Consider the following 13113-nt stretch of genomic DNA (forward strand, 5'->3'; position numbering starts at 1 on the left):
CAAATGCAGTTGCAGAATGTGCTTTTGGTATGATGATATATATGGCTCGCAAACAATTCAGCGGTAGTTCCGGATCAGAACTTCGCGGAAAAAAATTAGGTATAATTGGTTATGGAAATATTGGCAGATATATGGCGCAAATTGGCCGTGGTTTTGGAATGGAAGTATTTGCATATAAAAGAAATATGGACAGGCTTGCTCTTCAAATTGATGGAGTAACCCCTGCAAATAGTTTTGAGGATATATTTGAACACTGCGAATTTATTTCTCTCCATATTCCATCTACTCCTGAAACAAAAGGTGTAATCGATTATCACTTACTTAAACTATTACCAAAAGGTGGAATGCTTGTAAATACAGCCCGACTTGATGTTGTAAATGAGGATGATCTTTTAAAATTGATGGAAGAAAGAAATGATATTACTTATGTAACCGATTTTGTTCCTAAAAAAGAAAGTGATTTTAAAGAGAAATTTTCTAAACGCGTTTTTTATCCGGCAAAAAAAATGGGTGCACAAACAGAGGAAGCAAATGTTAATGCCGGGATTGCTGCAGCAAAACAAATAATTGATTTTCTTGACAAAGGAATAGATACATTCCGGGTGAATTAAAGAACATTGTTCAATTGAAACAAAAAAAAATGCGAGGTTTTCACCCCGCATTTTTTTTATTTTTCTGATGTATTAATTAATATAAACTTCTTTCGTGCTTACACCATCTTTAGCATCAATTTTAACAATATAATTTCCAGATGTAAAAGCACTCATGTCAACTTGTGTTGATCCGGTATTTAACATTTGGTTAATGATCATTTTACCTGACATGTCAAACACGGTAATGTTTGCATCAAGAATATTTGCATTGTTGATCACATTCAGAGTACTTCCAAAACTATAGATATTTACAGCTCCGGTAGGTAATTCTGTTACCCCAACACCACCACCAGTAGTAGCACCTGATTCAATTGCGATTTCAGGAACACTTTCATACGCGAAATCAAAAACAGTTACAAATACAGTATTTAGATCGCTCTCAAGGCGGATCCAACCGTAATGTAGATTGCCACTTATTTCAAATTGCACTCCTATTGCACCTTCTCCCGCACCTGGGAAATGTCCAAAAACATATCCATAATAATTGGAACCAAGAACCGCAGAACTAACGAAATCTTCATCTGAACCGATATTATCACCGGCATCTAATACACTTGCGTAGTTGTACGCAGCACCCTCAGTTCCCATAACAAGGTTAGAAGGACCACCAACACCTAAAGCTGTTACACTGCCAAAAGCTGTAGCGAATGACCATGTTCCATTAACTCCTGTCAAGCTGGAAGCTGCGATAAGGAAGTCGATAGTTCCATCGCCATCAAGATCAATTTCAAACATTTCGCCAATACCAATGGTGGCATCTGTAATGTCTGTATAAACTACCTCTGCATTCATTGTGGCAGTTCCGGCAGTTAATACAGCAGCCATTGCTGAATATGCCTTTAGTTTTGAACCAGTTAAATTTTTGTAAATCTTATTCATAATATTTTTTTTATTTGATTGCCCAAATATACAATTTTTTTATTATTTCAATTTTGACCACCGCATTTTTTAACAGAATTTAGGATATTTACCCTAATACCACTACTTTTTCACAATTGGCTTCAATTTAAAAACAAAGACGAAACACTTTCTATCTTTGCAAAAAAATTTGATTTATGGCAATCATTAACCCTTTTAAAGGATGGCGTCCTAAACCGGAACTGGCAGAATTAGTGGCGAGTCGCCCATATGACGTTTTAAACAGCGAAGAAGCAAGAGAAGAGGCTGCGGGAAATGCAGTGAGTTTTTTGCATGTTTGTAAACCCGAGATTGATCTTCCGGAGAATATTGATCATTACGCCGATGCAGTATATGCCAAGGCTGCTGAAAACTGGAAACGTTTTCAAACTGACGGAACTTTTAACCAGGACAATAAACCTTGTTTATATGCCTACCGTCAGATCATGAACGGTCATGCTCAAATTGGGTTAGTAGCTAATTCAAGTATTGAGGATTATTTTAACGATATCATCAAAAAACATGAATTTACACGACCTGACAAAGAAAATGACCGCATAAGACATATGTTTGAATTACAATGCCATCCGGAACCGGTTTTTTTAACCTATCCTGATGTGGCTGCCATTGATACTATAATTAATGAGGTTGTAAGTACCAATGCACCAATAAATGATTTTACTGCTGAGGACGGAATACAACATACTTTTTGGGTAATTGATAATGATCAGCATATTGCTGAACTTGTAAATTTATTTCAACAATCTGTTCCATTTACTTATATCGCTGATGGTCATCACCGCAGTGCATCCAGTGCAAAGGTTGGAAAACGTATGGGAGAGGCAAATCCAGATCATACCGGCAAAGAGGAATATAATTTCTTTTTAAGTGTGATCTTTCCTGCAAGCCAGTTAATGATAATGGATTATAATAGAGTAATCATTGACCTGAACGGACATTCCAAACATGATATCATTGCTGCTTTAGAAAATAATTTTATTGTGGAACGAAGTGTTTCTACCTATAAACCGGAAAATCTTCACAACTTCGGAATGTATATTGATAATGAATGGTATAAACTTACTGCAAAAGAAAACACTTACGATAACAATGATCCTATCGCAGTGCTTGATGTTACTATTTTATCAAATCATATTTTAGATCCCATCTTTAATATTAAAGATCAGCGAACAGATAAAAGAATTGATTTTGTTGGTGGAATAAGAGGATTGGGTGAACTCGAAAAAAGAGTGAACAGCGGAGAAATGAAGATCGCATTTAGTTTATATCCCGTTTCAATTCAACAATTAATAAATATTGCAGATTCCGGAAATGTAATGCCGCCTAAAAGTACTTGGTTTGAACCGAAGTTGAGAAGTGGTTTGGTAGTGCATACTTTTTGAAGGAATGAAGGGATGAGAGAATGAAAGAATGAAAGAATGAATACTATAATTTTTAATTAATTATGAAATTTAATACGAAGGTTATACATGCGGGGATAGAACCGGATCCATCTACAGGGGCCATTATGACTCCTATTTTTCAAACATCTACATATGTGCAGAATGCACCGGGTGATCACAAAGGCTATGAATATGCCCGGACACAAAATCCAACAAGGGATGCATTGCAGAAAAATCTTGCGGCATTGGAAAATGGAAATTTCGGGATTTGTTTTGCAAGTGGATTAGCAGCTACCGACGGTATAATTAAATTATTCAGTCAGGGAGATGAAATAATTTCCACCAACGATCTTTATGGTGGATCGTACAGGGCTTTTACAAAGGTGTATGCACGATTCGGAATGAAATTTCATTTTGCAGATCTTACAGATCCGGAAAGTATAATTCCGCTTATCAATCCAAATACTAAAATGATCTGGATAGAAACACCCACAAATCCAATGTTGCGTATAATAGATATTGAAGCAATTTGTAAAATTGCAAAGGCACACAATATATTGGTTTGTGTGGATAATACTTTTGCTTCGCCATATTTACAAACTCCACTTGATCTTGGTGCTGATATTGTGATGCATTCTGCAACTAAATATTTAGGTGGACATAGCGATGTAATTCACGGTTGTGTAATTGTGAAGGATAAAGCGCTCGCTGATCAATTATATTTTTTACAAAATGCAACAGGCGCAGTACCTGGTCCGCAGGATTGTTTTTTAATATTACGCGGAATTAAAACATTGCATTTACGTGTTCAAAGAAGCTGCGAGAATGCCGAAAAAATTGCACATTTCCTCCGTAGCCATTCCAAAATAGAAAAGGTATATTGGCCTGGATTTACTGATCATCCTAATCATGATATTGCAAAAAAACAAATGCGCATGTTCGGTGCTATGGTTTCCTTTACTTTAAAGGGAGATGATTTTACAGAAGCCACCAAAATTTTATCCTCCACACATTTATTTTCACTTGCCGAAAGTTTAGGTGGAGTGGAAAGTTTGATTGGACATCCTGCAAGTATGACACACGCATCCATTCCAAAAGAGGAACGCTTAAAAAACGGATTAGTTGATTCCCTGATAAGATTAAGTGTTGGTGTTGAAGATGTTGAGGATCTGATACAGGATCTCGAGAATGCTTTAAGTTAAAATTGCAACCCGGTTTTCTTGATCTTAAAACCGGAAAAATTATTATTGGGTCTAAATTATTTGTTTATTTTTATTTATTCTTGTTACCTATTTAACGATCATGAATCTAAATACACTTGCACTTTTTTTTCTTGCAGTTGGACCTGCCGCTGCCATTATAATTTTTTTCTATGCAAAGGATAAACACGACAGAGAGCCTTTTGGCGTTTTGTTGCGCAGTTTCCTTGCAGGATGTTTTAGTGTGCTACCGGCAATTGTTCTGGAAAGTGCACTGCCAATGTTTGTTCCGGGAAGTACAGGGCCCTCGTTAATTTCCATTGCAATATATACTTTCATCATAATTGCAGCGAGTGAAGAATTTTCAAAATATATTTTCCTACGCTATTATGCATATAAAAAACCATCTTTTAACGAACCTTACGACGGAATTATTTATGCTGTAATGGTGGGAATGGGTTTTGCCACCGTGGAAAATCTTATGTATATTTTTGGTGCAGACACGCTCGGTGCAGCATGGGGCACTGCAGGATTAAGAGCGGTTACAGCAGTTCCGGCACATGCAACTTTTGCTGCTATCATGGGATATTTTATGGGGCTTGCCAAATTCAACCATGCAAACGAAAAATCATTAATGTTTCGCGGGTTTTTAATGGCAACTATTTTACATGGATTTTACGACTTTTTCTTATTCCAAAATTTAACAGTGGGTTTATATATTGGCGCTGTTGCTTCCCTCATAATTGGTTTGCGTTTTACAATTAGAGCGATGAAATTGCACAAACAAAATCCGAATTCCTTTAAACAAACTACTAATACTCTTGATTCTGTTTTATTTGAAGAACCTGATCGTGGATTTGATTCGCCAACAAGGCCAAAATAGGCGAAAACATGACACATGAAGAACTCAAGGAATTTTTAGATCGCCAATTTAATTTATTTAATAGACCTGATTTTATCATCAATGATCCGGTATCTGTTCCGCATAAATTTACTAAATTACAGGACATTGAGATCATTGGTTTTTGGACAGCAATACTTGCATGGGGTCAACGCGTTACCATTATCAACAAAGCGAATGAACTTATTCAATTACTGGAAAATGCTCCCTTTGATTTTATAGTAAATCATGAGGAAAAACATTTGAAGAGATTTGAAAACTTTAAGCACCGCACATTTAATTATACTGATACTTTATATTTTATTCATGTTTTAAAAAAGATTTATACTACACATAAATCTTTAGAGGAAACGTTCCTGTTTTCCGGCTACGAAAAGGAAATTACTGTGGAGAATATGCTCATAAATTTCCACAAAAACTTTTTTGATGATGCGGTTGCTCCGCACAGAACCAAAAAACATGTCCCGACTCCCGCCTCCAAAAGCACCTGCAAAAGATTGAATATGTTTTTGCGTTGGATGGTGCGGAAAGATGATAAAGGCGTGGATTTCGGTGTGTGGAATTCCATACGTCCAGATCAACTGATATGCCCGCTTGACGTGCATGTTGAGCGAATTGCAAGAAGATTGCAACTCATCAGCAGAAAACAAAACGACTGGCAGACCGCTAAGGAATTAACCTTAAATTTAAAAAAATTTGATGCATCCGATCCTGTAAAGTACGACTTTGCGTTATTTGGAACAGGGGTGATGGAAAAAAATGGCATGATATTTTAACCAATTCGCCAATACAAATCACATTATAAATGACCTCAACAAAAAACTGGATGGAATGCATGATGTACGACATTGCTGAAATGGGCGAAATTGACATCGTGGAAAACACTCTCCAAATTAATGATCAGAATGTATTGCGTACTAAACTCATTGAGGTTATCAGTTACCTGATAGATCATAATTTTGAAAAATTACTTCTTATTTTATACCGTATTGATGTAGATGAAGAAAAAGCAAAAACATTGCTTTCCAAACATCTTCCCTCTGCTGCACCTGAAATTTTAGCAGATCTTATCATCCAACGCCAGATCAAAAAGGAAGAGGTGAAAAAATCGTTCACACAATATGCAGCTGAATTTACCGATGATGAGGATCTGAGGTTGTAAACTTTGTTTTGGATTTTATTTTGGTGAAGGGTATAATTATATTTACCTCACATTTAAAGATGAGATCCTTTACAATCTATCTCCGCTCACATCCATATATAATAGCAATATCCCTAATCGCTATTATCCAAATTTCTATTATATTGATATATGATTTTAATGGATATTTTGGTCAGGACAGTTACGAGTACCTTAAAACAACCCGCGAGTTAATTACCTTTTATAAAAGCGGTATTTTACCTTCCTATTCAGTATTTCCCGGAATGTACCCATTCATTTGCAGTTTGATAGGTTTAGTGATTCCGAATACACTTTTTGTGTTGCAATTTGTTTCCATTCTTTCCTTGTTGATTTCATATATTTTGTTGCGACAGATCGCAATAATGATCTACAAAACTGATAATAATATTGATGTATATTTATTTAGCTTTTTTGCCCTCTCTCCCTACATTCTGCGTTTCGGGATCATAAGCATGAGTGATCTTTCAGGAATTGTTTTATGGTTGACAACACTTTATCTGAGTTTATTATTTCAATCGCGTGGAAAGTTAAAATTTTTATTATTTGCTTGTTTATTTGGAGGATTTGCGGTAATGACACGCTATACTGCGATCGTAATCCTATTAATGCCCGCAATAATATGCATCAGACAGATATTAAAACAAAAAAAATATCATTATTTTTTAATTGCTCTGCTATTTTTTAGTTTAGGAAGTCTGCCTGATTATTTGCTTCGCGGGCGCTTCTTTTTTTGGGAATTAAAAAACAATGGAAACGCATTTCCATACTTCTATTTTGTAGATCAATATTCCATTTCGAATGTATTTAAAAGAGATTTTCACAATTTGGATGGTTGGCAAAATTATAGGTTCCCCAATATTATTCATGTGATCCAGGTGTTTATCCACCCGGCCTTTATATTTGTTGGAACCTTTTTCCTGATTTTTATACGGAAAAAATATCTGCTTATAAAAGAACTACAACTTGCGCTTTTAACAACACTCATTTACCTTCTTTTTTTGGCGGGCAATGCATACCAGAGCAACCGCTATTTGATGTTTGTATTACCACTTATTCTTTTGTTTTATTACGGGGCCTTTCTGGAAATTACAAGCAGGATTAATTTTCAGAATTCAAAAAAAATACTTATTATATTGATGGTTTGTTCTATCCAGCTTTTTCTTTTTATCTATTCTTTCAAAGCAACCTTAGAAATGAACAGGAATGAAAAAGCGATCACCCGTGAAATTTCTAAATTGCCGGAGGGATCCACGATATATTCGTTTTCTATTAATGGAGCATTAACAGCTTATATACCCACAATAAATATTTATGATATCTATTTAAATAAAGTAGAAGACTTATCAATAAATAATGGTTATTTTTTATTTAATTACGAATCCTTTTCAAAACAATTCGAAGGTTTGTTGCCAATGGAAAATTATCAGTTTATTAATTCAAACTACAAGCTTAAAACAGTGTCGAAATTTGAAAATGGTTGGGAATTATATCAAATAATTTCTCTCACAAAATAAAAGGTCATCACTATAACGGTTACCAGTTTTATAAAAGTTCCTGCAAGAAATCCGATAAAACTTCCCCATGCGCTTCTCATAGCTCTTTTTTTATTTTTATTGTCGTGTAATATCTCTCCTAAATATGCCCCGGCAAAGGGTCCAATAATCAAACCTAAGGGTTGTGGAGGAATAAATATCCCTACCAGAGTTCCAACCATAGCACCTTTTTGTCCTGCTTTAGTACCACCATATTTTTTGGTCCCCCAACTAGGAATATAATATTCGAGTATTCCTTGAATTATTACTACAATAGCCCATATAATTAGAAATTCATTAGAAAATTCACCAAATCTGGAGAAATGCAGTAAAATAAATCCTCCATAACAAAGAGGTGGCCCGGGCAAAATCGGCAAAACACTGCCGAGTATTCCCACCAGCATAAAAATTATGGCCAATATCAATAAAACGATATCCAAAGCATTCAAAATTAATAGTTGAAAGCCACTGTTGTTGTATTTTTGTGAAATAAATAAGATTTATGGAAGTGGATTCTAATGACCCAAAACTTTCGTCCTGGGTTCCTGTTGATGCAAATAGTGATTTTCCAATACAAAATCTGCCTTTTGGAATTTTTAGAAAGGAGGATGAACATCCACGTGTTGGTGTTGCCATCGGAAATTTCGTACTCGACCTTTATGCCTTGAATAAGGAAGATTTTTTCGGAGCATTATTACTTGACGATAATGTTTTCTACAACTATTATTTAAATGACCTGATAAAAACCGGGAAATACAAGATCAGAGCATTGCGATTTGCAATTTCACTTTTATTACGAGAAGGAAATACTTCTTTAAAGAACAGAACAGAGGATTATAATAAATTTTTAATTCCCATGGAGGAAGTAGAAATGTTGCTTCCAATAAATCCGGGAGATTATACTGACTTTTATTCCAGTGAACAGCATGCTACCAACATTGGTAAAATGTTTCGTCCCGACAATCCCTTATTGCCAAATTGGAAACATATGCCAATTGGTTATCACGGAAGATGTTCTTCCATTGTTAAAAGTGGAACAGAAATAAGAAGACCAAAAGGGCAAACAATTACCAAAGATGGAGATTCACCCACTTTTGGGCCATCAAAACAGTTGGATTTTGAATTGGAAATGGCATTTATTACACATGAAGGCAAACCTCTAGGTGAAAGTATCACTACCGAAGAAGCTGATGATTATATTTTCGGGATGGTGATCTTCAACGATTGGAGTGCACGTGATATTCAGCGATGGGAATACGTTCCATTGGGACCATTTTTGGCAAAGAATTTCGCATCTTCTATTTCTTCCTGGGTTGTTACACTGGATGCATTGGAACCATATAGAATACCAGGAACAAACCAAGTTCCGGAAGTTTTGGATTATTTAAAATTTGAAGGAAATAAAAATATAGATATTAACCTTGAAGTTTATATTTCTCCCGAATTTACCGAGGCTAGTTTAATAAGCAGTTCTAATTATAAATATATGTATTGGAACATGGCACAACAGCTTGCACACCAAACATGCAATGGATGTAATGTTCGCGCTGCAGATATTTATGCATCGGGTACAATTAGCGGCAATGAACCAAATACTTACGGTAGTATGATGGAACTTACCTGGCGTGGTGAACGACCTATCACAATGAACGACGGAACAGAAAGAAAATTTATTAATGATTACGACACTGTAATTATGAAAGCCTGGTGTGAAAAAGACGGCGTTCGTATCGGATTTGGGGAGGTAAGAAATAAAATATATCCCGCCTTAAAATAAAATTAAGTCAATTTACATCTACAATCATTTATTAAATACTAATAAACTCATCCTATGTTAAGAATAAATCCTTCAGAAACTCCGATGCCAAAAATGCATCAATATATTTTAGGATCAGTTTCACCCCGGCCTATAGCATTTGCAAGCACAATGGATACAGAAGGTAATCCTAATCTTGCACCATTCAGTTTTTTTAATGCAGTTGGATCAAATCCTCCAACTGTTATTTTTTCACCTGCAAGAAGTGGAAGGGATAATAGTACAAAAAACACTTTAGACAATGTGGAAGCAACGGGTGAAGTGGTGATCAATATTGTTAACTACGCCATTGTACAGCAAATGAGTCTCGCAAGTTCCCCTTATCCCAAAGGTGTAAATGAATTTATTAAATCAGGACTCACACCAATAGCATCTGAAATGGTTAAGCCCTTCAGGGTTAAAGAAAGCATTATACAAATGGAATGCAAGGTGAAGGATATTTATTATACCGGGAAAACCGGAGGTGCCGGAAATATTATAATAAGTGAAATCATATTAATGCACATAAACGAGGAAATTCTTGATGAGAATGGCAGAATGGATCCGCATAAAATGGATCTGGTTGCGAGGATGGGTGGAGATTATTATTGCCGAGTAATACCAGAGTCTTTATTTCTTTTACCGCAACCTAAAGATACTTGTGGTATTGGTGTAGATGTTTTGCCATTTTCTGTAAGAAACAGTAAAATATTATCGGGTAATGATCTTGGGCAACTAGGTAGTTTATTAGAGTTACCTGAAAAAGAAGAAGTTGAAAAAATTATAGCTCAATTTTCCCCTGATGCAACAGAAGAGGAATTGCATCAACTTGCAAAAAATAAATTGCAACAAAAAGAAGTAAAGGAAGCTATTAAAATTTTACTTCTAAAAGAATATAAATTTATTTAATAACTTCCATTTATAACAAAACTATACAAACACTATATGTGTACCTTTACCAGCTGCTCTCTGATAAAAATCGCCGATGGTAATTATATCATCTACACCTTCGTATAGATCATCTTTAGTAATTTTAAACATATCGGCTGCTAATTTGCATCCATGTAAGGTTACGCCGGATGCTGTAAGAATATCTAAAAATTCGTGAATTGTTGGCAGATCCATTGCCTCCATTTGTTTTTTCATCATTCTGGATGCATAACTTTCCATACCTGGCAATCCACCTAAGAAAGTTGGAATATGCATTCCCGGATTACCAACTGTTGCTATGTGTAAATGTTCAAGGCGTTTTTTATGTACAGCATCTAAACCGAAAAATGTAAAAAATATTTCTGCTTCAATTCCTTCCATTCTGGCGCCATTTGCCATAATAAAACATGCATATACACTTTCGATGCCTGCTTTTGATAAAATGAAACACATTTTTTTAACGGTTTCCTTTGATTCGACGCCATTTGTTACAGGTGCGTCTTTTATTAATAAGTCTTCCATAAATTTGATTTTATCCGTGAATTAAATACAACTTACAGGTTTTGGAATTCCTGCAATTTTAGATGCTTTTTTTAAAGGGCCATTGGGGAATAACGAATAAAATTCTTTAATATCCGTAATTCCACTTGAACCCACTTTGCGAATTGTTATTGGAACATTATTTTTGTGTTGTTCCTGTAAATAATTGATAACAGCCCAGTGTTTTGTGTCAAGAGCATTTACACCTTCCTGCTTGGCTATTTCTTCTGCAATGGTTTTATTCCATTGTGAGAAATCGGTGAGATATCCTTCTTCATTCACCTTTATTGTTGCTCCATTGATTACCTTTTCCATTGTATTATTTATTAGTTTGTTAATTTATTAGTTTGTTAATTTATTAGTCGTGCACAGGAATATGTTTTCCGGCGGTGGACATTTGAGGATGTATAAAAGGAATAGATCTTCCGTGCATTAAAACATTCCAATATATCCATTTAAATCCAAGTTTTCCCATATGGTTGAGCATGGATTCTTCCATCAGCGACATTGGACCAATTCCAGGGAAAGGGAATGACCCATCCACAGGTTCCTGATCATAATTAAAATCGATCAATAATGCTTTGTGATTTCCTGTTTCAACAAAACAATTCGCATGTCCATCAAAATGTGCTTTTAATTCTTCTCCATTGATATAATGCAGAATATTTTCGGTCAGTATTTCCGATTCAAAATGAGCTACGGACCCGGCTTTTGATGCCGGCAAACTGGTGGCATCGCCGATGGCAAAAATATTATCCTTAATTGTTGACTGTAAGGTAAATTTATTTGTTGAAACATAATTCAATTCATCTCCCATACCTGATCTTGCAATAAATTCCGCTCCTTTATTCAAAGGTACTGTAACAAGCAGGTCGAAATGCACTTCGGTTCCACCATAATCAATCAATTTTTTTGTTTCATTATCAATTTTTTCTACATTAAAATCTGTAACGAGGTTTATATTTTTTTCTTCAATAAGATGACCAAGTTTTTTTGATGCAAAAGGTTTGGTAAATGCACCGCTCAATGGTGTTACATAAGTTATTTCCACCTCATCTCTCATTCCCTTGTGCTTAAAATAATCATCGGCAAGAAATACAAATTCCAAAGGCGCAACGGGACATTTAATTGGTAATTCTGTGATATGCACCACAAGCTTACCTCCTTCCCAACTTTTTAATTTATCATGTAAAGCTTTTGCACCTTCAAAAGAATAAAAATCGAAAATATCTTTATACCATAATGGTCCTTTCATGCCTTCTGTTTCCTCCGGTGCAATGCTGCAACCCGAAGCGATAATGAGAATATCATATGGAATTTTAATACCATCATTTAACAGAACAACATTGTTTTCATGTTCAATTTTTTGAATTTTTGAAGATATAAATTCCACTCCATGAGGAATAAATTTTGTTATTGGTTTTTGAATTTCATGTTCATCATAAATTCCAAACGGAAGAAATAAAAAACCAGGTTGATAATAATGTGTTGTAGCTTCATCTATTATCGTTACTTTCCAATCATGATCATGTAATTTATGTTTGAGGTGATTTGCCATCATCGTGCCGGCAGAGCCTGCACCAAGTATTACTATATTACGAGTTGCCATATTTTTAAATTATACCCCAAAAGTAGTATTGATGTTAGCATAGGAAATATGAGATAAGTTGGAGATTGGGATGATATTTATCACTGTTTGGGAACCTGTAGGTGAGTGGGGAGTAGGGAGGGGTGAATATGCTCCACGAAAGCCGGATTTATTTACTCCTGACTAATGGCTCCTGACAATGGTGTGTGTTGAGTATACTCCAACTTGGAAAAAAGTTTCAGGTCAAAATACAAAACTCCAATGTTAACAGTACCGGGCTCACGCCTCACGATTGACGATTCACGAAAATGAGTAATGAGTAATGAGTAATGAGTAGGTAGTCGAAAGCATTTTAATTTATCCTCCGAAATGAACTTTTAATGTTGAAATCAAGATTTAGATCCACAGTCAAGGTAAACTCATTACTCATAACTCATCACTCATTCAATCATGGCGTAATCAAAATTCCCATCCAAACTCGAAGTTAACTCA

General features: G+C 35.3%; 14 protein-coding genes (1 of these 14 only partly in view). 9 read left to right on the forward strand and 5 right to left on the reverse strand.

The window, feature by feature from the left end:
* A protein-coding gene (locus IPI31_19460) for a 3-phosphoglycerate dehydrogenase (GenBank protein ID MBK7569991.1) crosses the window boundary here: on the forward strand, nt 1–611 show its 3' portion. 310 nt of this gene lie to the left of the window's left edge; only the last 611 of its 921 coding nucleotides appear in the window; the start codon falls outside the window, past its left edge; it ends in the stop codon at nt 609–611.
* A 72-nt stretch (nt 612–683) separates the two neighbouring features.
* On the opposite strand, the gene IPI31_19465 is transcribed toward IPI31_19460, so the two are convergent.
* Nucleotides 684–1532 (reverse strand): T9SS type A sorting domain-containing protein, encoded by an 849-nt coding sequence (locus tag IPI31_19465; GenBank protein ID MBK7569992.1) that lies wholly within the window; start codon nt 1530–1532, stop codon nt 684–686.
* 176 nt (nt 1533–1708) lie between these two features.
* Here IPI31_19465 and IPI31_19470 point away from each other — a divergent pair, with 176 nt between their 5' ends.
* The 6 genes from IPI31_19470 to IPI31_19495 all read left to right on the forward strand — a co-directional run bounded on the left by IPI31_19470 (nt 1709) and on the right by IPI31_19495 (nt 7750).
* On the forward strand, nt 1709–2953 hold the full coding sequence (locus IPI31_19470; protein ID MBK7569993.1) for a DUF1015 domain-containing protein: 1245 nt from the start codon (nt 1709–1711) through the stop codon (nt 2951–2953).
* Nucleotides 2954–3015: 62 nt separating this feature from the next.
* Complete coding sequence (locus IPI31_19475; GenBank protein ID MBK7569994.1) at nt 3016–4155, forward strand: cystathionine gamma-synthase; 1140 nt, start codon at nt 3016–3018, stop codon at nt 4153–4155.
* A gap of 100 nt (nt 4156–4255) precedes the next feature.
* Complete coding sequence (locus IPI31_19480) at nt 4256–5035, forward strand: PrsW family intramembrane metalloprotease (protein ID MBK7569995.1); 780 nt, start codon at nt 4256–4258, stop codon at nt 5033–5035.
* Between the two features lie 8 nt (nt 5036–5043).
* Nucleotides 5044–5829 (forward strand): TIGR02757 family protein, encoded by a 786-nt coding sequence (locus tag IPI31_19485; protein ID MBK7569996.1) that lies wholly within the window; start codon nt 5044–5046, stop codon nt 5827–5829.
* Nucleotides 5830–5858: 29 nt separating this feature from the next.
* Nucleotides 5859–6215: a hypothetical protein gene (locus IPI31_19490; GenBank protein MBK7569997.1), complete on the forward strand. Its 357-nt coding sequence runs from the start codon at nt 5859–5861 to the stop codon at nt 6213–6215.
* A gap of 59 nt (nt 6216–6274) precedes the next feature.
* Nucleotides 6275–7750 carry a glycosyltransferase family 39 protein gene (locus tag IPI31_19495; protein MBK7569998.1) on the forward strand — a complete coding sequence of 492 codons (1476 nt, stop codon included), beginning with the start codon at nt 6275–6277 and terminating at the stop codon, nt 7748–7750.
* Here IPI31_19495 and IPI31_19500 read toward each other — a convergent pair.
* Complete coding sequence (locus tag IPI31_19500; GenBank protein MBK7569999.1) at nt 7726–8208, reverse strand: DUF456 domain-containing protein; 483 nt, start codon at nt 8206–8208, stop codon at nt 7726–7728. The two genes, IPI31_19495 and IPI31_19500, sit on opposite strands and share 25 nt — an antisense overlap.
* A 62-nt stretch (nt 8209–8270) precedes the next feature.
* On the opposite strand from IPI31_19500, the gene fahA reads away from it, so the two are divergent.
* Both fahA and IPI31_19510 read left to right on the forward strand, forming a co-directional pair.
* Nucleotides 8271–9545 carry a fumarylacetoacetase gene (gene fahA, locus IPI31_19505; protein ID MBK7570000.1) on the forward strand — a complete coding sequence of 425 codons (1275 nt, stop codon included), beginning with the start codon at nt 8271–8273 and terminating at the stop codon, nt 9543–9545.
* Between the two features lie 54 nt (nt 9546–9599).
* Nucleotides 9600–10472 (forward strand): flavin reductase family protein, encoded by an 873-nt coding sequence (locus IPI31_19510; GenBank protein MBK7570001.1) that lies wholly within the window; start codon nt 9600–9602, stop codon nt 10470–10472.
* 21 nt (nt 10473–10493) lie between these two features.
* Here the strand turns inward: IPI31_19510 and IPI31_19515 are convergent, their stop codons facing one another.
* From IPI31_19515 to IPI31_19525, 3 genes are read right to left on the reverse strand one after another with little or no spacing between them, the layout of a single operon-like run.
* Nucleotides 10494–11015, reverse strand: a complete 522-nt coding sequence (locus IPI31_19515) for a DsrE/DsrF/DrsH-like family protein (protein ID MBK7570002.1) — start codon at nt 11013–11015, stop codon at nt 10494–10496.
* Between the two features lie 21 nt (nt 11016–11036).
* Entirely contained in the window at nt 11037–11348 is a 312-nt protein-coding gene (locus IPI31_19520; protein ID MBK7570003.1) for a TusE/DsrC/DsvC family sulfur relay protein, read from the reverse strand.
* Between the two features lie 43 nt (nt 11349–11391).
* On the reverse strand, nt 11392–12642 hold the full coding sequence (locus tag IPI31_19525; protein ID MBK7570004.1) for an NAD(P)/FAD-dependent oxidoreductase: 1251 nt from the start codon (nt 12640–12642) through the stop codon (nt 11392–11394).
* Between the last annotated feature and the right edge of the window lie 471 nt (nt 12643–13113).

Source organism: Bacteroidota bacterium (assembly GCA_016706865.1).
Lineage (GTDB): Bacteria > Bacteroidota > Bacteroidia > Chitinophagales > BACL12 > UBA7236.